Raw genomic sequence first — 22,038 nt, 5'->3', positions numbered from 1 at the left:
ACCTTTTTCAATATTTGAAGCTAGTTATGTCCCAGCCTCTTTTACAATATTATGCTGTTCCAAATGTGATGCCGGCTTCTTGCAGCATTTTACGATAGGCAATGCTTAATCGATCACATGTAAGATGCAATTCGGCTTGCAGATCAAGGGGCAGCAGCTCTGGCTTTTGATTTTCAACAATAATTCGATCTTGTTCGAGCACCATATTTTGAAAATCAACAAAGGCTTTTGCTTCCTCATCTAATGCGTAATTTCGCTCCATTATCATAAATGCCATGCTCTTTTGTTCATTTTGCGGCAGTACCATCAGAAACAGATGAAAATAATCATCGGAATCATCTATTCTTTTTGTAAACGAAACGCAAAGTGGATGAAAAATCTTATACGTATACCGTGAATTAACTCCATGTCCTCTCCCATCAGGATCTGGCTGATAGACGATAATTTCATCTGTGTAAAGAACACCACCTTTTTCATGAACACGATAATCATTGATTTCCGAAAATTGACTATCTCCTAATATTCCTTCGTGAATATACATCAAATGAGATACATCTAAAAAGTTTTCCACTACTCTTGGACCTGCAGCTTCTAATTCATATGGCCCCATTGTCACTCGAACTAATGCAGGATCATTTAAGGCTTCATCCCCTATTGTTGGTTTCTCTTGCTCTGGCTCTCCAAGACAAACCCAAATAAATCCATATTCCTCGGCACAAGCATAAGCAGCTGCTTTAGCTTTTGCTGGAATGGCTCTATTTTCGGGCATTGAAGGAATTCGTGTACATTTTCCACAATGATTGTAGGTCCACCCATGATACGGACAGACAATTTCATCATTTACTACTTTACCGAGGGATAAAGGAACCCCTCGGTGAATACATAAATCCTTAAACGCATGAACTCCATAAGAAGTACGGAAAACGACCACTTTTTCGCCAAGTATTTCGACTGCTTTTGGAAGCTCCGACAGTTCATTCGAAACCATGACAGGATGCCATTTCTGAAGTAAAACTGGATCTTGTACTAACATTCGAGACATCTCCCCCTATTATTGTGGGATTTTCCCTTTGATCCCTTGTACAAACCAATTCATGCTTAGTATATCTTCAACAGACAATTCTTTTCCATCTTCTACTCTAACTTTTCCGCTTTGATCCTTGATTGGACCTTTAAATACAGAAAGTTTCCCATCTATTAGATCTTGTTTTTTCGTATTCACTAAGTCTTGCACATCTTTTGGAACATTTTTTCCAAACGGTGCGATATCCACCATTCCCTCTTTTAATCCTCCAAGATAGCCCTCAGATTTCCAATTTCCATCCATTACACTTTGCACGACACTAACATAATATTCTCCCCAATGTAATGTAGGATTTGTTATATAAGTATCTGGTGCATAACGATTCATATCTGAGTCATTTCCCATTCCCCAAACTTTTTTCTCTGCAGCAGCTTGAATGCCTGCTGGTGAATCTTGATAGTTTGCCAACACATCTACCCCTTGGTCTAATAAGCTGACTGCTGCTTGTCTTTCAGTTGCAGGGTCAAACCATGTATTGCTCCATACGACAGAAACTTCTGCATCAGGATTTACACTTTGTGCTCCTAATGTGAAAGCATTAATGGTATAGATAACTTCAGGAATTGGGAATGCTCCAACATAGCCAATTTTATTGTTTTTTGATTGCTTTCCTGCTGCAATTCCTGCTAGATAACCAGATTCCCAGCCTTTTCCTTGGTATGTTCCCATATTTTCTGCTTTTTTATAGCCTGTAGCATGCATAAAAACAACTTTTGGATATTTTTTTGCCACATTAAAAGTAGGATCCATGTAGCCAAAGCTCGTTGTAAAAATAATATCATTTTTTTGCGCCAACTCTTCAATTACACGTTCTGCATCTGGTCCTTCTGGAACGTTTTCTACAACAGTAGATTTAATGCCAAACTTTTCATCCACCATTTTTCTTCCTTCATCATGTTGAAATGTCCATCCGCCATCACCAGGCACGCCAATGTACACAAATGCAACTTTAGGCTTTTCTTTTTTCTCTGTTTGGCCACTAGTATTTTCTTTTTTGTTTTCCTTTGGAGTAGTAGATGCCTGAGAACAACCCGCTGCTAAAGCAACGACCAGAATAAATACGAATAAGCGAAATAATTTTTTCAAGTTATAGCCCCCCATATATCTTTTAAACTAGTTTTTCTTAACAAGAGTGATTGAATAAGTGTTCCTAAGTACCAGCATCACATCCTTTCCAATAAACAGAATTTAAAATCTCTGTTCCCGGAAATAAGGGATTCCTAATGATTTAGGTTCTATTGTTTGTTTCTTTCTATTTTTCCATCCAATAAACATCAACACGACAATTGTTGCAATATAAGGAATCATTTTTAGGAAATAAGATGGAATGCCAATATCGAACAGCTGAATACGGAATCCAATCGCATCGAGTCCCCCGAAAAAATACGCACAAAGGAGAGCAAGAAGCGGATTCCAGCGGGCAAAGATAATGAGTGCAATTGCAATCCATCCTCTTCCTGCCGTCATGCCTTCTATCCAGTTTGGCGAATATACCATTATTAAATAAAAACCGGCAAATCCCATTAGCATAGAGCCGGCAATAACATGAAGATAGCGAATTTTCATAACAGAAATCCCCATTACGTCGGATGTAGATGGACTATCTCCTACAGCTTTTAAATGCAGCCCCCATGATGTTTTAAACATGTAAACATATAAAAGAATACTTAATGCAATACTGATCCAAATAAATATATCCAAATGCGAAAAAATTCTTCCGATAAAAGGAATTGGTTCAAGGAAGGATAAATTTACTTTTGGAACAGAAACAGATAAAGCAGCACCAGCAACAGATTTTCCTAAATAAGCGCTGAAACCTGTCCCAAATAAAGTAATTGCTAATCCAGAAACGATTTGGTTTGCACGTAAAGTAACACATAAAAATGCATGAATCAATCCAAGGCAGCCGGCTGATACCAATGCAACAACAAGGGAAAGAAACAGGCTCTCGGTTTTAATATACGTTATACAGGACATCACTGCTCCAATCAGCATAATCCCTTCCGTTCCTAAATGAATGACACCTGCTTTTTCACTTATGATCCCACCTAAAATCGCAAATAATAAGGAAGAACCGGAAGATATTGCTGCAGCGATAATTAAAATCGTTATTTCCATGGAAATAGCCTCCTTTCTCTAATTAACACACTCTAAATGTTATTTTTCTTCCATTTGAAACGATATTTGCTCATCATTTCGCCGCCGATTAAACAGAAAAGAATGGCTCCCTGCAGCATCAGTGACATAGAGGAAGGCAGGCCGATTGTCTGCACACTAAACCCTCCAACCGTTAATCCTCCTATAAAGATGGAAGTACCGATCATTGCCCAAGGATTCAGTTTTGCAAGCCATGCCACAATAATGGCTGTATAGCCATAACCTGGAGAAATACCATACATAAGACGATGTGCTACTCCAGAAACCTCCAGCATTCCTGCAAGCCCTGCAAGTCCGCCGCTTATCATCATGACGATAAGAATATGCTTATTGATGCGGATTCCTGAAGAAGCTGCCGCCGAAGGGTTTGCTCCAAGCAATCTTAATTCATATCCCCAGCGGGTTTTTGCTGTTACGAATGCAAACAGAAGTACGATTATCAATGCAATGATAACGCCAATATGCAATCTTGTCCCACCGATGTTTGCAAGCATTTGAAAAGGAGTAAAAATAGCTGTTCCAGGAAAATTAAATCCATCTGGATCTCTCCATGGTCCAAAAACAAAATAATCTAAAAGTAATAAGGCTACATAATTTAACATAAGAGATGTAATTAATTCGTTTACTTGAAAATATGTACGTGGAATAGCTGTAAACAGTCCCCATACAGCACCTGCCAGTACTCCTGCTAATACCATTAATGGAAGATAAACTGGTCCAGGCAAATCGGGAAAGTAAACCGTGACAGCAGTAGCCCCAATCGCACCTACGATAAATTGTCCTTCTGCACCTATATTCCAGATCGAAATTCTATAAGCGATCGCAACACCAAGGCCACAAAGCAAAAGCGGAATGGCCTTCACTAATGTTTCACTAATTCCAAAGCTTGAGCCAAATGCTCCCTGCACCATTCTTGCATAAATTGTGATAGGGTTCATTCCATTGAGCAAAATAAACAGAGCACAAATAAAAAGGGCCACAATGATCGAAATAATTGGCACCCAGAAGCTCCCGGCCTTTTTCATCGGATCAAATTCTAATGTAAACGGAAGAAAAGATAATTTATTCGCATTTTCTTTTAAGTTGGCATTCTGCTGCTGTTGTTCAATAGATGCTTTTTGGTTCATGCCATGGCTCCTTCCTTTTGGCTTAACCCTGCCATTAACTGGCCAATATATTCTTTGTCAGCCTGTCCACGATCGAGCACTCCGCTGATTTTCCCATTATATAGAACAAGTATTTTATCCGACAATTGCATCACCTCATCTAAATCTTCTGAGATAAGAAGAACACCGCCTCCGGTGGTCCGCAAATCTACTAGCATTTGATGAACCGCTTCCGTTGCTCCGACGTCCAATCCTTGCGTTGGATGAACAGCAACCATCAATTTAGGGTTTTGGTCCATTTCTCTTGCAAATAATAATTTTTGCTGATTTCCCCCTGACAGCTGACGAACTGGACTTTGCAAGTCAGGTGTACGTACATCATATTTTCCAACAAGCTCTGCTGCCCATTCTTCATTCTTTTTCTTTTGCAGCAGTCCATATTTTGTTCGTTTTTTCGTTCTATATGTTTTAGCAAGCAAATTGTCGATAATACCTAAACTGCCGGCAAGTCCACTTTTCATGCGGTCTTCAGGAATATGGGCAATCCCTTTATCAATTAACTGCTGTACAGTTGGAGATTGCAAGTTTTCTTCATAGAAGCAAACCTTGCCACTTGACCAAGGAATGAGACCAGTCAAAGCTTCTGCAAGCTCCTTTTGCCCATTCCCAGCAACTCCAGCCACCCCGACAATTTCATGTTCATGAATAGTTAAATCAATATCATTTATTGCAGCGATGCCATGCTCAGCCTTTACTACTAAGTTTTCCACTTCAAGAATTGGCTTTCCTATTTGTTCTGTCTCAATAGAAATCCCGTTAGTCATTTCCCGACCAACCATTAACTGTGCCAACTCTTCTACCGAAGTATCCAACTTATTCATATGTGCAATCATTTTTCCTTTTCTCATAACCGAAATTCGATCAGAAATGGCCATTACTTCCTTTAATTTATGCGTCGTAATAATCATTGTTTTCCCGTCATTTTTTAATTCCTGCATTGTCAGGATAAGCTGCTCCACTTCACCAGGCGTTAAAACAGAAGTTGGTTCATCAAAAATAATAATATCTGCTCCACGATAAAGCGTTTTGATGATTTCCACCCGCTGCTGTTCTCCAACCGACAATCTCCATATCGGGACATTCGTCGGAAATGACAGGCCATATTTTTCTGCAATATCTTTTATCTCTTTTTCTTTTTTCTTTCTCCAGGAGCTGCCTCTCCAAATATTTCTTTTTTCACCCAATATAATATTTTCAATGGCAGTTAATGTGTCAACCAGCCTAAAATTTTGATGAACCATCCCAATTCCCAATTCCATTGATTCCTTTGGGGAACGGATTCTGCAAGGTTGTCCTTGTATGGCAATAGATCCGCTGTCCGCTTTATAAATTCCGGAAAGCATGCTCATAATCGTACTTTTTCCAGCACCATTTTCACCTAATAAAGCATGGATTTCACCTTTCTTAACAAAGAAGTTGACATGATCACTAGCGACTACGTCACCAAATTTTTTTACTATGTCCTTCATCTCCACTGCATATTGTGATCGTGACATAAGTTCACCTCTTCTCACCATAAGTAAGCCTTATCATATAGTATTTTATGAATATTCTAAATTATGTACCATATAGGATAAAAAGTCTACAATCATGTCAGAAAATGTTACAAACAACTATTAATGGAAAAACTTCCATTATAGGACTTTCCCAAAATAAAATCATCCTACAATAGTAATTTTCATCCAGAAGTTTGTAAATTAGTTCTCTAGATTACGCGGATGAAGAAATTAGAGATTTTAGTATCAAAATGAGATATTTGAGTGTATATTATGGGAAAAGTGAAAGCTTCCTACTTGTATAAGAAAATTAAATTCTTTTTCTATTATTTTTTTCCTATACTATTTATGTTCTTGCTTCCACTAGATAATTTCTCCTATTAAAAAGGTATTTTTACCAAATTGTCGAATAAGTAGAATAAGAACAAAATAGGAGGATATGTTGTGACCAGCACGAAAAGAATTTTGCAATCCAAAAAGAAAGAAATAAAATACACATTCACTGATTCAGGATCTGATACAGTTTGTTTCATGTTTTCCGGATTGGGATACACCTATGACAAACCGTTGTTTTATTATTCCACTATGCTGATGCTCGAAAAAAAGATCGATGTTGTGCAAGTCAATTATTCCTATCAAAATGAATTTATTAAACAGTCTCCTGAATTGATTACAGAGGCTATGCTGGGTGATATCGAGCCCATTATCGATGAGGTGCTTAAAAAGCATGATTATTCCCAAAGCCTTTTTTTAGGAAAATCGCTTGGCACGATTCCTTTAGTGAATGGAATCATGAAAAACAGCCGCTTCTCAGCATCAAAAATGATTTTGCTTACCCCATTATTAAAAATGGATGGTATGTGTGAATCCATTGCTGCTAGTAATCATAACGGGATTCTTATAATCGGAGACAAAGACCCACATTATGATTCAAACAAACTAAAACAAATTCAGCAAACGTCATTACTAGTTGAGGTTATCGCAAATGCTGATCATTCGTTGGATGTAGAGAAATTAAATACTATAGCATCTATTTCAGCCATGAGTCGAGTAATCGATAACTTGAGAAAAATAATAGAATAGAGGTTTAATAAAAGAACGTATTTGTTTTTTATAGTAGACAGAAAAAAAGTTGCTTAGTATGATAACAAAAACGAGCTCATTTTATAAAGTAAACTTCCATCAGTGGGGGTCTTACTGCCAGTTAAGAATGGGATAAACTACATATGAACTGCATAATAAATGTATGGTGGACATACATTTATTGTTTTTTTAACAAAAAATTATCATGCAACTTGCATTTCCACAAATTTTTCAAGCTAATAGGAGACACTTATGGAAAAAAGAAAACGGTACGAAGCCCTTTTAAATAACATAAATCAATATAATTCTGGTCAAATAGGTATTACCAGAATTGCTTATTCCAATGAAGAACAGGCCTGCACCCATGCATTTATGCGATTGTGTAAAAATGAAGGACTTGATATTCGTCTCGATAGCTGTGGAAACCTTATTGCCAGAAGAGAAGGAAAAAGCAATGACTTGCCTCCAGTTGTTTTGGGCTCTCATTTAGATACTGTCTATCAAGGTGGAAAATATGATGGAGTTGTTGGCGTTACTGCTGCTTTAGAAGTCATCAAACGATTAAACGAAAAGAATATTACAACCGATCATCCAATTGAAATTATTTCCTTCGCTTGTGAGGAATCTGCTCGATTCGGTGTTGCAACCGTTGGAAGTAAAGCAATGGCCGGTTTAATCGATAAAGAGAAATACCGCCGACTTAAGGATCGGGATGGAATTACAATGGAAAAAGCATTCTCCCACTGCGCCCTCCATTTTGACCAAATCGACACAGCAAGCAGAGCAGGAGAAAAGTTCAAGTTATTTTTGGAGCTGCATATTGAGCAAGGACCTGTTCTCATAAACGAAAGCAAAAAAATCGGGGTTGTTACTGGCATTGCTGCTCCAGCAAGATTCATTGTGAAAATAAATGGAAAGGCGTCCCACTCCGGCACAACTCCGATGAATATGCGAAATGACGCCCTGCTTGGAGCCTCTGAGATTGCGCTGGAACTGGAAAAAGCAGCAAACGAGGAAAAAGATTTTGGTACAGTCGCCACGGTCGGTGTTTTAAATTTACCTCTAGGTGCAATGAATGTTGTGCCAGGCAAAGTAGAATTAAAGGTGGATATACGGTCTTCCTCCACTAAATCTAGACAACGTGTAATCGATCATTTATTCCACACGATCGCTATGATTGAAAAAAACCGACAATTAGCAGTAGAATCTGAAGAAATCAGTATGGAAAAACCTGTATTATTATCAACCGAAATTGTACATGATCTTAAAACTATTTGCGAAGAGCATAAATTAGCCTATAAATTAATGCAAAGCGGTGCAGGGCATGATGCAATGAACATGGACTTGTTTGGACCTGTTGGCCTTATTTTTATTCCATCTGTAAATGGATTAAGTCATCATCCGGACGAACATACAGACCTTGAAGATATTTTAATAGGAATAGATGTGCTAGAAAGCATTGTACTTCAACATGCAAATATATAAACCACTCGATTTATTTTGGGTGGTTTTCCTCCTTTTTTTTTGATAAAAAATTAGGAAGGAAACTAATTAATTTTAGAGAACTAATTATATTGAAAGGATGTGGAATTTTTGTATTATAAGGAAGTTTGCAAGAATGAAAGAATACTTAAAACAGAAGCCTTAATAAATCGGCTTGTAAAGAATCATCCCGTAAGCCCAAAAGTAGTAGAAGATTTGAAAAAGCTTTTAGCAGGCTATAAAGGAGAAAAAAATTTAAAATATTATTTAGATTTTTTTCCGGAAAAAGAGTGCTATATATTTCATAATCTCCGGTTGTGGAACGGTAAATCCTATTTTCAAATAGACTATTTAGTTTTATCCTTCAGCTTTGCCCTCATTATCGAATGTAAAAATATTTATGGTGAATTGCATTTCGATACTACCTTCCATCAGTTAATCCGCACAGCAAATGACCAATCCGAGGCATTTGCAGATCCCATTTCTCAAGTAAAAAGACAACAGCAGCAATTCCTACAATTTTTAAAAGCAAACAATCTCCCTTTTATTCCAGTAGAATGCCTAGTAGTTATTAGCAGTCCTTCTACCATCATCAAAGGAAATGATGCTATTAAACATCATGTTATCCATAGTCATCAATTGTTCGAAAGATGGAAGAACTTATCATCTTATCACAAAAAGGTAGCAATAGACGTAAAAATGCTTCGCAAAATCGCAAAGATTTTACTAAAAAATGATGCTCCTGAAGATCTTAATATATTGAAAAAGTACGGATTGGTAGAATCAGATATTATAACAGGAGTGCAATGCGAACAATGTAAAAATTTTGGCATGAATCGTATAGATGGGAAGTGGATTTGTTCTCATTGCTGCAATAGCAGCCGTGATGGACATGTTCATGCTGTATCAGACTATTTTCTCCTTATTAAACGCTCTATTACAAATAAAGAATTTCGACATTTCGTACAACTTAATTCGAGCGACACAGCAACTAAATTACTCTGGAGAATGAATTTGCCTTCTATAGGAAAAACGAAAGGGAAAATCTATTATCCCGTTGGATATGCTCCACCGTAACCTAATTCATTATGCTTTTAAACTAGAAATTCATTTTCAATGTTCTCCTTTTTGTCCATCTCAACACTTCCCTCGTTTTTCTCGTAGCATCCTCTGGTTTTTTTCTGCATCCTCCAGTTTTTCCGCCGCATCCTCCGTTTTTCCGCCGCTTCCCTCCGTTTTTCCGCCGCTTCCTCCGCTTTTTCCGCCGCACCCCTCCGTTTTTCCGCCGCTTCCTCCCGTTTTTCCGCCGCTTCCCTCCGTTTTTCCGCCGCTTCATCCGCTTTTTCCGCCGCTTCCCTCCGTTTTTCCGCCGCACCCTCACTTTTTCCGCCGCTTCCCTCCGTTTTTCCGCCGCACCCTCACTTTTTCCGCCGCTTCCCTCCGTTTTTCCGCCGCATCCTCCGCTTTTTCCGCCGCTTCCCTCCGTTTTTCCGCCGCTTCCCTCCGTTTTTCCGCCGCTTCCCTCTGGTTTTCCGCACAAAAAAACTGCTAAACTCAAAATTCAGCAGTTGAACATCGTTTCATATTCTAGAAACAGGCATAACTCTTTTTCCTTTTCTAACTAAAACAAAAAACGAAAGCATGGCAATAAAACTAGCAGAAAACATAATGACTCCCATTGGAACAGCGGTTCCATCTCCTGCTATACCAACAAGCGGCGCTGTTAACGATCCTAGCATAAATGGCAATAATCCTAATAATGCCGAAGCACTTCCTGCAATATGCCCTTGTGATTCCATTGCTAAGGAAAAGGAGGTTGTCGAGATAATCCCGATAGATGAAACATAAAAGAAAATAGGAATTATAATAGCCAGGAGCGGTGCTTCTAATATAATAGCTGTTATTAATAAGATTCCAGCAAGATTTGAAATAAACAAGCCGATTTTCAAAAAGGTTTTCTCAGGAATAACATCGGTAAAACGGCCGACTAGTTGAGTTCCAATCATTAAAGCAATTCCATTCATTCCAAATAACAAACTAAAGGTTTGTGGTGAAACTTGGTATATATTCTGATAAACAAAAGGTGTGCCTGATACATAAGCAAATACCCCAGCAACGATAAAACCTTGTGTTAGGGCATACCCAATAAATTGCCTGTCTTTAAATAAGGTGCCAAAATTCTTTACTGTTTGAGAAATATTGCTTGGCACTCTTCTCTCCTTAGGCAGCGTTTCTTCTAATCTAGCGGTAACCATCAAAAATAAAATAATGCCCACACCAGCCAAGACAACAAAAACACCCTTCCATTCTGTTAGAGAGAGTACACTGCTGCCTGCCACAGGAGCAATAATTGGTCCAAGATTATTGATAAGCATCAATAAAGCAAAAAACTTCGTCAGTTCTTTCCCGCTATAAACATCCCGAACAATTGCCCGTGAAATAACGAGCCCTGCTGCAGCGGCAAAACCTTGCACAAATCGAGCTCCAATAAAAAAAGCAATAGTTGGAGCAAATGTACATGCTATGGATGCCAAAAAATATAAAATCAAAAATAAGCGCAATGGTTTCTTCCGCCCCTGTACATCACTCATGGGACCAATGATCAATTGGCCAAGACCAAGTCCCAAAAGACAAGTCGTTAAACTGATTTGTACGAAAGAGGCGTTCGTTTGATACGTTATTACTATTGTTGGAAAAGATGGCAAATACATATCAATAGTGAACGGACCTAAAATAGCAAGTGATCCAAGCAGCAATGCTAATCTGATCCGCTTTGTGTCTTTGGCTTTATCCAATTGTATTCCACCTTATTATTAAATTTTTTACCCTTCATTATTTTACATGCCATTCACTATTTTGAATAGATAAAAAACACTTGAAAATCAAAAATATTTCTATACCCTAAATATTCTATAATAAAAACATATGAATAACTATCGACACGATTATCTGCATCCTATTTTCACTCAAAAACTATTAGTTTAATTAATTGACAGAAAAAAACAGGAGGCATAAACTTAGAGTGGAATTGAAATACATATTTGGAGGTGAAAAGTAACATGGACAATATTAAAAAACGGTGTGCCAAGGAAGCGCTGCAATTTATTCAGCCAAATACAATCATCGGATTAGGGGGTGGCAGCACCATTGCTTATTTAATCGAATATATTCAATCTGCCAACCTTTCGGTAAAAATTGTAACCCCTTCCGCGAAAACGAAAACGCTTTGCATAAAACGTGGATTAGAGGTGCTTCCTACAAGCAGTGTAGAGAAAGTTTCTGTTGCATTTGATGGCTGTGATGAAGTCGATGAACAGCTTTATGCTTTAAAAAGCGGCGGTGGCATTCATACAAAAGAAAAGCTTATTGCCAGTATGGCAGATGAGTATATCCTTCTCATCGATGAAAGCAAATTTGTCTCATCATTGACAAATAAATATCCAGTTGTTTTAGAAATTTTAGAAGACAGTTTAACATTTGTTCAAAAAATAATTCGTGACATTGGCGGATCACCTACTATTCGCCATTCGGCAGAAAAAGATGGCTACACCATAAGTGACAATGGAAATTTATTAATGGACGTCCACTTTGAAAAAACAGAGGATTTTGAGATTCTTCAAACGAAGTTGAAATCAATTAGCGGCGTAGTGGAAACATCTTTATTTACAAAAGAAGTAACGAAACTACTTATTGCAACAGAAACTGGTTTTCAAGTAATCTCCAAAAATAACAATGGGGTGATAGCATGATGAAATTAAATTGGGCTATTTTAGGACCTGGAACAATTGCAGCAGAATTTGCAGAAGCGGTTAATGAAATGAACGGCATTATTTATGCCGTAGGATCACGAACATTAGAAAAGGCCGAACAATTCGCCAAAAAGTATCATGTAGAAAAAGCGTACGGTGACTACGAAGAAATGCTTCAAGATGAAAAAATAGATGTTGTCTATATTTCCACCCCTCATTCGAACCACTATGAATATATCATACAAAGCTTAGAAAATAATAAACATGTACTCTGTGAAAAAGCAATCACTGTAAATAGTAAGCAATTAGATGAAATTGTGCGCTTAGCAGAAGAAAAACAGTTAATTGTAGCAGAAGCAATGACCATCTATCATATGCCGTTATTTAAACAGCTTCGCGAAGTCGTTCAATCTGGAAAAATCGGTACTTTAAAAATGGTTACGGTTTCGTTTGGAAGCTGTAAAGAAAACGATGCATCCAATCGATTTTTTAATAAAGATTTAGCTGGCGGAGCACTTTTAGATATTGGTACATATGCACTATCCTTTACACGATTCTTTCTTACCAGCCAGCCACATGAAATTATTACAACCGTTAAAGAATTTGAAACAGGTGTGGATGAACAATCCGGCATTGTTTTAAAAAATGGGGATAATGAAATGGCCGTAATAACACTGACAATGAGAGCGAAAATGCCAAAGCTTGGTGTCGTAGCAGGTGATTTAGGCTATATCACTGTTGAGAATTTCCCACGAGCACAAAAAGCAACCATTACATATCTTGATGGATCACAAGAAAAAATAGAAGCTGGCGACACAGCAAAAGCTTTGCATTATGAAATCGAAGATATGGAAAAATACATTCAAAATAAGAGCAGCAAAGAAACGTTGGATTTGTCATTAGATGTTATGGATATTATGACAGAAGTTCGAAATAAATGGGGAATCGTTTATCCATTTGAATAATTCATTTTCTCTTTAGGATAAAGCTTAATGAAGAACGCTTGTCTATTATGTATGTGCTATACATCAGCCAGGAAATCAACACTTAACTTGAAACCAAGAGGCAAGCGTACCTTTCGTAGTACCCTCCTAAAACTGCCTTCTGAAATTCAAAAAATCCCCTGCTTTTATTTGTCCACTTTGTGACAGTCTACCCTTACCCTAATAATTATTTACATATGTTAATATTCGCTTGCACTTGAAATAATTGTATGATACATTATTGAATTAGATTTAGATATTTAGATACTTAAGTACATTACTATGAACCTATCTATTCAAGCAGCAAGAACAATAGCTTGAGGAGGTGAAAAATGAATAGGAAAAAAAGAATATACTTACTCAACTTCGTGAACACCACTTTGCATTTGCCAGCATCATCACCTTCACACTCCTATTAACCTGGCTCCTTGTTTATATCCAAAATGGTTCTTCAAGTGTGTATGCACATTTATTTTATTTTTCGATTATTTTAACTGCATATGGATTTGGAAGATTCGGAGGCTTACTTGTTGGAATAGCTGCTGGACTTTTAGTCGGACCGCTTATGCCTTTTGATGTTATCCACAATATTCAGCAGACTTCCGTAAATTGGGAACTGCGTTTAGTTTTTTTTGCTTCTTTTGGTTTTTTAGCAGGATTGCTGTTCGAACGCTTTCGGAAGCAGCAAAAATATTTAGATGAAATAGGAACATCGATTATTTCCTCATTAGCGAAAGCGACAGAAGCAAGAGACAAATATACAAATGGCCATTGTATCAATGTGATGAAATTAGCTGTTGCGCTTAGCAGAGAATTAAAGCTGTCACGTACGGAAGAAACAAATATTAAATGGGCAAGCTTAATACATGATATTGGAAAAATAGCTGTGCCCGAAGAAGTATTAAATAAACCTGGGAAACTAACAGAAGAAGAATATAAAATTATTCAAAAACATCCACTGACTGGCGCAAAAATCATTGAACCGATTGAAAATCTTTCTGTAATCATGCCTGGAATTAAGTACCATCATGAAGCAGTTGATGGTACCGGTTACCCGTTTGGCCTAAAAGGAGAAGAAATACCAATTCAGGCAAAAATTATCGCTGTTGCTGATGTATGGGATGCTCTTACCTCAGACCGCCCCTATCGAAAAGGCATGCCGGCAGAAATAGCAGCGGGAATTTTAAGGAATATGGCAGGAAAAAAATTAGATGCCACACTAGTTTCTATCTTTTTGAAAAAAGTGGTGAGAGTAAAAGACGAAGCAAAATAATGATGATGATGGATGAAAAAAGTGTTACAGAGATCAGCTCTATAACACTTTTTTACTTCATGACGAAAGTGTAATTGTTCCCTCTTCCATCATAACCTTTTCATTTTCTTGTAAATTTGTAAAAACGATCGGTGTAATAATGGATGGAACTTTTGTTTTAATCGAATCAAAATCAATTTCCATTAGCTTTTGCCCTTGTTTTATTTTATCTCCCTCTTTTACAAACGTCGTAAAACCTTCCCCTTTTAACGTTACCGTATCAAGTCCTACATGAATCAGCAGCTCTTTCCCAGTTGAAGAAGATAAACTTATCGCATGTTTTGTCGGAAATACACTTATTACTTCCCCATCAAAAGGAGCAATTAATATTCCATTTGCAGGATCGATAGCAAAGCCATCTCCCATCATTTTTTGAGAAAATACAGGATCTGGAACTTCTTCAATAGCTAGTAATTTTCCTTCCAAAGGTTGTAAAAATTCTAGTTTATTTTCTTCTTTTCTTTTAAAAAAGTTTTTAAACATGAATAAACCTCCTGCACTTTTTTCTTTCTACTTAAATTGGTTCGCTTAATTTTTCTTAATTCCTGCATAGAAGTAAAAAATATATTTTTCTTCTCTGCATCGTTATTTTCTTTCATTGTGAGGAAGTGTACCTTAAGGCATTTTCACACTTTAATACCGCATTGCTCTTGGCACCCCTGAAATAGCTAAATCACTATTTATGATTAACTGCCTCAATCTATTGATGGAAATGCTATTTTGCTGTCATTCAAACACATCTGGTATTAATTTAGCTTGGGTTGAAGTTAAAAAATAAAAGATTCGTTTTTATTTGCCTCCAAAACATAATCCCCGCGTTAGAGCGGGGATTATTCATTCCAAAATAGCGACATTCCAGGAGCCTCATTGTCTCTTTCTGTAAACCCGAGTTTTTTATAAAATTCTTGTTTTCCTTTTGCAGAGAAGAGCTGCACCCATTTAATTCCCTCTTCATTGCATTTTCCCAGTAAGATTTCCATTACTTTTCTTCCAATTCCTTGGTTTTGGTAATCTGGATGAACCATTACGTCGCAAATAAATGTTTGGTAGATGCCATCAGAAACAATTCTCCCAAACCCTACTAATTTCTTATGATGATAGATAGAAATGCTGTACCAACTATTGCAGATTGCCTGATAAAGCTGTTCATATGTATAAAGCCCATTCGCATTCCAGCCAGTTGTTTGATGCAGTAGAATATAGTCTTCCATACTAGGATTTGTTTCCTTCTGTTCAAGCTCCTTCATGCTTCCTTCTTCCTTTATACCTTATTTCTAATGAGACAAACTTTAAGCCTTCACTTCATCAATAATGGAATTTCCCTCTGTTTCATCTTCATCCATCCATTTCCAATTTTCATGTAATCGAATGCGTCCATCTTCTAGGATTTCAGGAGTTGATATGCATTTACCTCCTCTAATTTCATTTTTCTTGTTTACATGATTATATCGAAACTCTAAACTACCATCTTCCTTTACAATACCAATCAGTGTTCCTTGAATAATTTCACCGCCGCTGTATGCTGCAGATAGAATATTACCTTCCTGCTTATAGTTGAAAAATGTTTGCGATGAAACTTCTCCGTTCTCCGTATTTTGAACGGAAACAAATTTTCTGCCATCATAATGAATCATATCGTCTTCCTCCTATCTATCTATTCATCTATTTTTTTTTGCAGTTCCATACTCAGCGAATTCTTTTGCATTTCCGTTAAATACGTTTAAATCGATAAAAACAAAGCACTGAAGGCAATCAATAATAGCACTGTTAAAACGAACCATATTTTCTTAGATTTTTTTCTAATCGTTATCCCCCTTCCCCTCTTCTTTCTATTTTTACTAACAGAACTTTCATATAAATCCTTATTTTACCATACTTTCAATAATTGAAGTCACTTATTTCCTGTCGTTTTTTATAGAAAGCTAATTTAGTAAACTTTGTTGTTTTAAAAAAAGGATGAATGAACATCCCTTTTCTCAATTAGTATTCTCAGCTTTGTATTTTTCTACATATTCCGTGTAGTCTAATACTTCCATAACATTTGACCAGCGTAGCACTTTTCCAACAAAATCTTTAATGTCTAACCCCTGCATGTCGTATGTTTCCTCTGTATTCCCTGTTCCAGTTGCATTCTCAATAAATGTCACTTTATACCCTCTATCAAATGCGGAAATAGCCGTAAACATACAACAAAATTCTGTCTCAAAACCAATAATAAAAAGATGATTTACTCCTAATTTTTCTAACGTTTTAGATAGTTCAGTACGGAAGAATGAACTTGGTGTTTGTTTCTCAAGTACATAGTCAGCATAGCCTTTTAATGAACTATGTAATTCAGAACCAATAGACCCCTTATACAGCGGACTTTCTTCCGAATCATCAAAATGTCTCATAAAGATTACTGGACTGCTACTTTCTTTGAAACCCTTAATCACACTTTCCATCAATGAAAGTTCTTCTTTGAAATCCCCAATATTAACGATACCGTTTTGTACATCAATAACTAAGAGTGCCTTCACATATTTCACCTTCCTATGGTTTTCTTCATCCCCACTGATGGAAAGGTTCACTTTCTAGTTACAAGCCAATTGCAGTTCGTGGTCCCATAAAAGTCATTTTAAATAAAATAGAAGCAATTTCTTCTGGTGATTCTTCCATCCCGCTGTTTAGCCAATGCTGGATAACACCGATATGTGCCGCCATGACATAAGCAGAAAAAATTTCTATAGGAACAAGCAATTCCTCTTTTTTTGTTTTATTAATGATATGAAGGAGCAAATTATTTTTCATTACATCTTTTAATTTTTCCTGGAAAGAAGGATCCCCTTTTGGCCCTAATACCACCCTCATAAACGCAGCATTTTCTTTTAAATATTCAAATACTTGAACTACAAATGGCAGTGGTTCATTTTTGGCATGATATTCATAAACATCTTCAATACTTAGTTCTTTCATACGACTTTGTTTTATTTTTAAAACTGCTAAAATCTCCTCTTCGCTCTGTTCCAGCAAATCGTATTTATCTCGGTAATGCAAATAAAAGGTACCTCGATTTATATCTGCTTTTTCTGTTAAATCACGTACTGTAATACCATCAAATCCTTTATTCTCCATTAGCTCTGTTAATGCATCTCTTATCATCCTTTTCGTTCGAAGTACTCTGCGATCTATTGTTGGCTCTGACAATTTAATTTCTCCTTATATTCATATTTAATGAACAAGAAAGCGATTTTATGTTCATTATTAAACAACTCACCATGCTTTTGATTATTGTTTTCCATTCTAAACTTATTATAATTAACATAGTGATAATTAATCAACATCATGTCCATTTATGAGAGGAGTTTATTATTTTGACTATTTTTAAGCAAAAAATAATTGCCTTAACACCCATTATTGTCATTGCTGTAATGGCGATTTTCAGCCTTACATTCATTCCTTCTATTCACCCTGCTCCAAAAAATTTGCCTATAGCAATTGTAAACGCAGATAAAGGAGCGGATTTTCCCAATCAAACGAAGGTAAATTTGGGTGAAAATATTGTCAGCAGCATAAAAAAAGCAAGCAATGCAAAATCGAATGATGACCCAGCTATCAAGTGGATCCAAGTAGATAATGAGAAACAGGTAAAATCAGGACTTAATAACCAGGATTATTATGCAGCGCTTATTATTCCAAGTGATTTCAGCCAAAAACAACTAACGCTACAAACAGAAAATCCTTCCTTGCCTAGTATTACATTATATGTGAATCAAGGAATGAACTATACTGTCTCCAATATTGCAGTACAAATACTTAATGGAGTAGTAGCAAATATCAACAGTAATATTCGTGATGAAGCTTTAAAGAATTATGAAAAAGCAGGCATGACACTTACAACACAACAAGTTTCCACATTGTTTAATCCAATAAAAACGAATTTAATCAATGTTAATAAAGTAGGTTCTCACAGTGCAAATGGTAATGCGCCTGTATCCTTGTTTCAGCCTGTATGGATGGCGAGCTTGATTGGTTCTGTTTTAGTTTTTCTCGGGCTGCAAAAGACCATTTTATCCAATCGCAAAGCAAAACTGCTTGCTAAACTAATGCAGGTTGTTATTGGGTTGGCCCTCTCACTTATTGTTGGTTTTGGATTAACATGGTTTGCTGATGGAGTGCTTGGACTGGAAGTACCTCAATTATTCGATACAGCTTTATTTATCTCTATTACGTATCTTAGCTTTTACTTTATGATTTCTGCTCTTATGTCTTGGATCGGTTTTATTGCTATCCCTATCTCTGCACTTACCCTTTTCTTTGGTGCTCCGCTGTTGGCAATGGCTCCAGAACTTATGCCCGCTTTTTATAAGGATTGGATCCATCCTTGGCTGCCAATGCGATTTATGGTAGACGGACTTCGAGAATTATTTTTCTTTCATAAAGGATTAAGCTGGAACCACCCAGTAGCCGCATTAACAGGAATTGGGATTGTTAGCTTGATTATTCTGTTCGTATCTGTGCTAAAACCAGCTCCAAAGAAAAAAGAAGAAAAGGTTGCTGTAACGGATGCAGAAATGATTTAAATTAGTATGTGATCACAAAAAAGCTTCTTTCTTATGCAGAAGAAGCTTTTTTGCATTATTTTATGGCAATTATACAAAACTCTATGCTCAAAATTTACGAATAAATTAGCTACTTCCCCGATGCCTTGATTTTTTTCCGCGTTCCTCAGGTTTTTCTGCCTTTGCACTCGGTTTTCTCGCCGTCGTCTTAAAAATTTTCCTCCACCACTTTCACCATATACCAAGTGGATATCCAATTCTTTTTTTCGATCCTCTCTTTAAAAATTGCTGCTCTTTCTTTATTTTCTATAAAATAAACTGTTGGTCTGATTTCCATACGAAGAACATCTTCAATTCCACACGGAGCAGTTAAAACAACTTTATTCTCGTTATCTAATTTTACTCCTAAAGCTGTTGCCGTCTCTGGAAATTTTGATATGGCATCAACAGAAGAATTATAAGGCGGCATATTGCTTGCCACATGCATTCTAGCCTCATTTTTTACCGACCATGGAATAGTTGGAAGAATGGAACGCAGCTCCAACTCTAATTTCTTTTCTGCTGATTCATCTATATTTGCAGGATCAAAATAGATAACATCAATATCTGGAATCGAAGTTCTTTCATGAAATCCATGTAATGCATCCCAAATTTTTGCCCGTACAAAGCCTGCGCATATCCACCAATCTGGCAAATCTAAAGTTTTTGCTGCATTTAATATAACCATCATCCATTTATCTTGTTGAACTAATTGGGTTATTTGTTCTTCCGTAGTTATTTGCATTCTATCCTTCCTTTCAATTGCTATCATATGTATTCACTTCAGCTGTTCATTACATAAATCCCAATACGTTCTTTCCCTTTTCAAGCATATTTCCATACCTGATGCCATCTCTTATTCAAAATAGGATAATCAGTTAGTAATCTTTCTTTATAAGCAAATTCCTTTATTTACTAAATCAATTCTTTTTTATTAAAATGATTGTATAAAGTGAACCTTTCCATCAGGGGGGTTTTCTTCATCCCCCACTGATGGTTAGTTGAACTTATCGGACCTTTACGGGCAGTTTTCCCCCACCTAGCTTCCTCGATTTCTCAACATCCCCGAGGTGGGGGTCTTACTGCCCGTTAAGAGTGGGATAAAAAGAGCAATGCCTATTCTGTTTAGCATCGCTCTAGTTAATCTTGTATTCTCCTATTGCATAAAGTGAACCTTCCATCAGTGGGGATTTTCTTCATCCCCCACTGATGGTTAGTTGAGCTTATCGGACCTTTGCGGGCAGTTTTCCCCCACCTAGCTTCCTCGATTTCTCTGCATCTTGAGGTGAGGGTTTTACTGCCCGTTAAGAGTGGGATAAATAAATTCACTTAAACCCTATGCATCTATTATCCACTCTAAAAATTCCAAACGATTTCCAAATGGATCTGCGGCATAAAATCTAGTTGCACCTGGCAGCATCTCATCTTCTATAATAGTTACATGATTTTTTATTAAATAAGCTTTTAATTCGTTAATTTGTTCTACTTCAAATGCTGGGTGTGCTTTTTTTGCTGGTGAAAAAGGATCTTCTACACCTATATGGAGTGGTAGTTCCCAAAAACAAACCAAACACCGCCTTTTTTTCGCAACTCTTCTGGTTTTTCTATTTCTTTCATTCCCAGAATATCACGAAAAAATTGTCTGGCTTTCTCTTCACTTTCCTTTGGTGCCGCAAGCTGAATATGATCAATCGCTTTAATATGAAAACTCATCATATTCCCCCTATCTACTTTTCTACCTTAAATAGTAGAACACCGTATTCAAGAAGAAAAACAGCTTTTTCTTCTCAAGCAGCATAAGGTACTCTTATCCATTCATTTAAAAAAAAGGAATGTTGCCGTTGCCTATTAACCTACAAAAACTATAGTAATCCCCTTCGAATAAAATTCGCCGATACTGGTTCTAATTGCACTTCTCTTGCCCAAACAGACAGCTGGCCAATATGATGAATTTCGTGTGCAATGACATGGTGCAATATAGCACTTCTGCTATGTTTCTCTTCTTCCCATGCGACAGAAATAAGCTTATCTTGGGTTTCAGAAGAACTAGCCTGTAAAAAGCTCACTATTTCACTCCGAAATACATCGGAAAGAGCTTTAAGTTTTTCTAGATTTTGATATTCATTAAAGGAGAGGACAACATCTTCTTTTCCTTGAATCGCTCGAATCCAACTATATTCCACATCCATAATATGAAAAAGGGTATGTAAGATGCTTTCTATTCCACCAATTCGTTTCTTTAACAGCTCTTCTATCGTTAGTTGCTGACACCAGTCAAACCATTCATCTCTAACTTGCCAGTTATATTCGAAAAATTTAAGCATGGCATCCTCCCATATTGTTTTATGCTTTCAGCCTACTTTTGCAATAACCTATCAACAAATCGCTCCAATTTATCTTGCACCTGCTCTAATTCTATTAAATCTCCATTAATTGGTTTTCGATTATAATCCCTAGAAGAAATTAAAATAGTTTCCGGAAAAAAGCTTTTCCCAGCAAAAGAATAAAGGGCTTCATGTGAAGACATATCTGCACCAGCAATTATATTTCCAATGAATATAAAATTTACTTTTTTTAGAATTCCCTCTTCATAGATTGTTTCATTTGCCAAAAGAGCTTGTGATCTTTCTGAAAACATAAAATAGGTGGAAGGCAAATGTCCACAATAGGTCGGCAAAGCAAACAGCAATAGGTCAGCATCTAAACATTTTGCAAATAGTGCAGGAAGATCATCGTGAATAGGACAATCTTCTTTTTTACAGCATTCATAATTACATTTACCGCATGGATTCATGTCTAAATCATGCACATGAATAAGTTCCGTTTCATGCATATTATGCTTCAATTTACTTAGACAATAATAAAGCATTTTGGAAGAATTCCCTGCTTTTCTTGAACTAAAAGCTAAACCAAGTATTTTCATTTACCTTCACCCTATATTCATCC

22 protein-coding genes and 1 pseudogene are annotated in these 22,038 nt (G+C 36.7%); 7 read left to right on the top strand and 16 right to left on the bottom strand.

Translation table 11 applies throughout. The features are described from left to right. Positions 1–49: 49 nt before the first annotated feature. The 5 genes from ACTYBU_RS02350 to ACTYBU_RS02330 form a co-directional block, all read right to left on the bottom strand. Positions 50–1,033: a Rieske 2Fe-2S domain-containing protein gene (locus tag ACTYBU_RS02350; RefSeq protein WP_445486833.1), complete on the bottom strand. Its 984-nt coding sequence runs from the start codon at positions 1,031–1,033 to the stop codon at positions 50–52. Positions 1,034–1,051: 18 nt separating this feature from the next. After that, a complete protein-coding gene (locus ACTYBU_RS02345) occupies positions 1,052–2,170 on the bottom strand; it encodes a BMP family ABC transporter substrate-binding protein (protein ID WP_445486832.1) in 1,119 nt (372 codons plus the stop codon). A gap of 102 nt (positions 2,171–2,272) precedes the next feature. After that, positions 2,273–3,202 (bottom strand): ABC transporter permease, encoded by a 930-nt coding sequence (locus ACTYBU_RS02340; RefSeq protein WP_445486831.1) that lies wholly within the window; start codon positions 3,200–3,202, stop codon positions 2,273–2,275. Between the two features lie 32 nt (positions 3,203–3,234). Continuing rightward, the gene (locus tag ACTYBU_RS02335) at positions 3,235–4,368 is read right to left on the bottom strand and encodes an ABC transporter permease (protein WP_445486830.1); all 1,134 of its coding nucleotides are present in this window, start codon (positions 4,366–4,368) and stop codon (positions 3,235–3,237) included. Further along, complete coding sequence (locus tag ACTYBU_RS02330) at positions 4,365–5,903, bottom strand: ABC transporter ATP-binding protein (protein WP_445486829.1); 1,539 nt, start codon at positions 5,901–5,903, stop codon at positions 4,365–4,367. Before ACTYBU_RS02330 ends, ACTYBU_RS02335 begins: the two co-directional genes overlap by 4 nt. Positions 5,904–6,347: 444 nt before the next feature. Between ACTYBU_RS02330 and ACTYBU_RS02325 the strand changes: the two genes are divergently transcribed. From ACTYBU_RS02325 to ACTYBU_RS02315, 3 genes are all read left to right on the top strand, one after another. Beyond that, on the top strand, positions 6,348–6,986 hold the full coding sequence (locus ACTYBU_RS02325) for an alpha/beta family hydrolase (RefSeq protein WP_445486828.1): 639 nt from the start codon (positions 6,348–6,350) through the stop codon (positions 6,984–6,986). A 252-nt stretch (positions 6,987–7,238) separates the two neighbouring features. Next, the gene (locus ACTYBU_RS02320) at positions 7,239–8,471 is read left to right on the top strand and encodes a M20 family metallo-hydrolase (RefSeq protein ID WP_445486827.1); all 1,233 of its coding nucleotides are present in this window, start codon (positions 7,239–7,241) and stop codon (positions 8,469–8,471) included. A gap of 108 nt (positions 8,472–8,579) precedes the next feature. Continuing rightward, positions 8,580–9,545: a nuclease-related domain-containing protein gene (locus tag ACTYBU_RS02315; protein ID WP_445486826.1), complete on the top strand. Its 966-nt coding sequence runs from the start codon at positions 8,580–8,582 to the stop codon at positions 9,543–9,545. 22 nt (positions 9,546–9,567) lie between these two features. On the opposite strand, the gene ACTYBU_RS02310 is transcribed toward ACTYBU_RS02315, so the two are convergent. Continuing rightward, positions 9,568–10,026 (bottom strand): hypothetical protein, encoded by a 459-nt coding sequence (locus ACTYBU_RS02310; RefSeq protein WP_445486825.1) that lies wholly within the window; start codon positions 10,024–10,026, stop codon positions 9,568–9,570. 22 nt (positions 10,027–10,048) lie between these two features. Beyond that, on the bottom strand, positions 10,049–11,263 hold the full coding sequence (locus tag ACTYBU_RS02305) for a Bcr/CflA family multidrug efflux MFS transporter (RefSeq protein ID WP_445486824.1): 1,215 nt from the start codon (positions 11,261–11,263) through the stop codon (positions 10,049–10,051). Positions 11,264–11,527: 264 nt separating this feature from the next. On the opposite strand from ACTYBU_RS02305, the gene rpiA reads away from it, so the two are divergent. The 3 genes from rpiA to ACTYBU_RS02290 all read left to right on the top strand — a co-directional run bounded on the left by rpiA (position 11,528) and on the right by ACTYBU_RS02290 (position 14,473). Next, positions 11,528–12,217 carry a ribose 5-phosphate isomerase A gene (gene rpiA / locus ACTYBU_RS02300; RefSeq protein WP_445486823.1) on the top strand — a complete coding sequence of 230 codons (690 nt, stop codon included), beginning with the start codon at positions 11,528–11,530 and terminating at the stop codon, positions 12,215–12,217. Next, on the top strand, positions 12,214–13,182 hold the full coding sequence (locus ACTYBU_RS02295) for a Gfo/Idh/MocA family protein (protein WP_445486822.1): 969 nt from the start codon (positions 12,214–12,216) through the stop codon (positions 13,180–13,182). Before rpiA ends, ACTYBU_RS02295 begins: the two co-directional genes overlap by 4 nt. Before the next feature lie 475 nt (positions 13,183–13,657). Beyond that, on the top strand, positions 13,658–14,473 hold the full coding sequence (locus tag ACTYBU_RS02290; protein WP_445486821.1) for an HD-GYP domain-containing protein: 816 nt from the start codon (positions 13,658–13,660) through the stop codon (positions 14,471–14,473). A gap of 57 nt (positions 14,474–14,530) precedes the next feature. Here the strand turns inward: ACTYBU_RS02290 and ACTYBU_RS02285 are convergent, their stop codons facing one another. The 5 genes from ACTYBU_RS02285 to ACTYBU_RS02265 all read right to left on the bottom strand — a co-directional run bounded on the left by ACTYBU_RS02285 (position 14,531) and on the right by ACTYBU_RS02265 (position 17,698). After that, complete coding sequence (locus tag ACTYBU_RS02285) at positions 14,531–14,995, bottom strand: PTS sugar transporter subunit IIA (protein ID WP_445486820.1); 465 nt, start codon at positions 14,993–14,995, stop codon at positions 14,531–14,533. A 347-nt stretch (positions 14,996–15,342) separates the two neighbouring features. After that, positions 15,343–15,759: a GNAT family N-acetyltransferase gene (locus tag ACTYBU_RS02280; RefSeq protein ID WP_445486819.1), complete on the bottom strand. Its 417-nt coding sequence runs from the start codon at positions 15,757–15,759 to the stop codon at positions 15,343–15,345. Positions 15,760–15,801: 42 nt separating this feature from the next. Then, positions 15,802–16,146: a n-acetylglutamate synthase gene (locus tag ACTYBU_RS02275; RefSeq protein ID WP_445486818.1), complete on the bottom strand. Its 345-nt coding sequence runs from the start codon at positions 16,144–16,146 to the stop codon at positions 15,802–15,804. Positions 16,147–16,488: 342 nt separating this feature from the next. Next, a complete protein-coding gene (locus ACTYBU_RS02270; RefSeq protein WP_445486817.1) occupies positions 16,489–17,031 on the bottom strand; it encodes an isochorismatase family protein in 543 nt (180 codons plus the stop codon). A 58-nt stretch (positions 17,032–17,089) separates the two neighbouring features. Next, the gene (locus tag ACTYBU_RS02265; RefSeq protein ID WP_445486816.1) at positions 17,090–17,698 is read right to left on the bottom strand and encodes a TetR/AcrR family transcriptional regulator; all 609 of its coding nucleotides are present in this window, start codon (positions 17,696–17,698) and stop codon (positions 17,090–17,092) included. A 173-nt stretch (positions 17,699–17,871) separates the two neighbouring features. Here ACTYBU_RS02265 and ACTYBU_RS02260 point away from each other — a divergent pair, with 173 nt between their 5' ends. Then, positions 17,872–19,074, top strand: coding sequence for a YhgE/Pip domain-containing protein (locus ACTYBU_RS02260; RefSeq protein ID WP_445486883.1), 1,203 nt, complete (start codon positions 17,872–17,874; stop codon positions 19,072–19,074). 187 nt (positions 19,075–19,261) lie between these two features. Here ACTYBU_RS02260 and ACTYBU_RS02255 read toward each other — a convergent pair whose 3' ends face one another. The 4 genes and pseudogenes from ACTYBU_RS02255 to ACTYBU_RS02240 form a co-directional block, all read right to left on the bottom strand. After that, on the bottom strand, positions 19,262–19,837 hold the full coding sequence (locus ACTYBU_RS02255) for a nucleotidyltransferase family protein (protein ID WP_445486815.1): 576 nt from the start codon (positions 19,835–19,837) through the stop codon (positions 19,262–19,264). Positions 19,838–20,428: 591 nt separating this feature from the next. Further along, positions 20,429–20,805 (bottom strand): annotated as a pseudogene (locus ACTYBU_RS02250) (VOC family protein). Between the two features lie 149 nt (positions 20,806–20,954). After that, a complete protein-coding gene (locus tag ACTYBU_RS02245) occupies positions 20,955–21,416 on the bottom strand; it encodes a DinB family protein (protein WP_445486814.1) in 462 nt (153 codons plus the stop codon). Between the two features lie 32 nt (positions 21,417–21,448). Next, positions 21,449–22,015: a flavodoxin family protein gene (locus ACTYBU_RS02240; RefSeq protein WP_445486813.1), complete on the bottom strand. Its 567-nt coding sequence runs from the start codon at positions 22,013–22,015 to the stop codon at positions 21,449–21,451. Positions 22,016–22,038 lie beyond the last annotated feature (23 nt).

It is taken from the genome of Niallia sp. 03133, assembly GCF_052663225.1.
The sequence above is the reverse complement of the archived record's forward strand: the minus strand, read 5'-3'. Positions and strand labels throughout refer to the sequence as shown.

Bases quoted from the DNA above. Each gene is read 5' to 3' on its own strand.
- ACTYBU_RS02350 (WP_445486833.1), bottom strand. From the start codon at position 1,033: ATGTTAGTACAAGATCCAGTTTTACTTCAGAAATGGCATCCTGTCATG.
- ACTYBU_RS02340 (WP_445486831.1), bottom strand. From the start codon at position 3,202: ATGGAAATAACGATTTTAATTATCGCTGCAGCAATATCTTCCGGTTCT.
- ACTYBU_RS02335 (WP_445486830.1), bottom strand. From the start codon at position 4,368: ATGAACCAAAAAGCATCTATTGAACAACAGCAGCAGAATGCCAACTTA.
- ACTYBU_RS02330 (WP_445486829.1), bottom strand. From the start codon at position 5,903: ATGTCACGATCACAATATGCAGTGGAGATGAAGGACATAGTAAAAAAA.
- ACTYBU_RS02320 (WP_445486827.1), top strand. From the start codon at position 7,239: ATGGAAAAAAGAAAACGGTACGAAGCCCTTTTAAATAACATAAATCAA.
- rpiA (WP_445486823.1), top strand. From the start codon at position 11,528: ATGGACAATATTAAAAAACGGTGTGCCAAGGAAGCGCTGCAATTTATT.
- ACTYBU_RS02295 (WP_445486822.1), top strand. From the start codon at position 12,214: ATGATGAAATTAAATTGGGCTATTTTAGGACCTGGAACAATTGCAGCA.
- ACTYBU_RS02285 (WP_445486820.1), bottom strand. From the start codon at position 14,995: ATGTTTAAAAACTTTTTTAAAAGAAAAGAAGAAAATAAACTAGAATTT.
- ACTYBU_RS02280 (WP_445486819.1), bottom strand. From the start codon at position 15,759: ATGAAGGAGCTTGAACAGAAGGAAACAAATCCTAGTATGGAAGACTAT.
- ACTYBU_RS02275 (WP_445486818.1), bottom strand. From the start codon at position 16,146: ATGATTCATTATGATGGCAGAAAATTTGTTTCCGTTCAAAATACGGAG.
- ACTYBU_RS02255 (WP_445486815.1), bottom strand. From the start codon at position 19,837: ATGCAAATAACTACGGAAGAACAAATAACCCAATTAGTTCAACAAGAT.
- ACTYBU_RS02245 (WP_445486814.1), bottom strand. From the start codon at position 21,416: ATGCTTAAATTTTTCGAATATAACTGGCAAGTTAGAGATGAATGGTTT.
- ACTYBU_RS02240 (WP_445486813.1), bottom strand. From the start codon at position 22,015: ATGAAAATACTTGGTTTAGCTTTTAGTTCAAGAAAAGCAGGGAATTCT.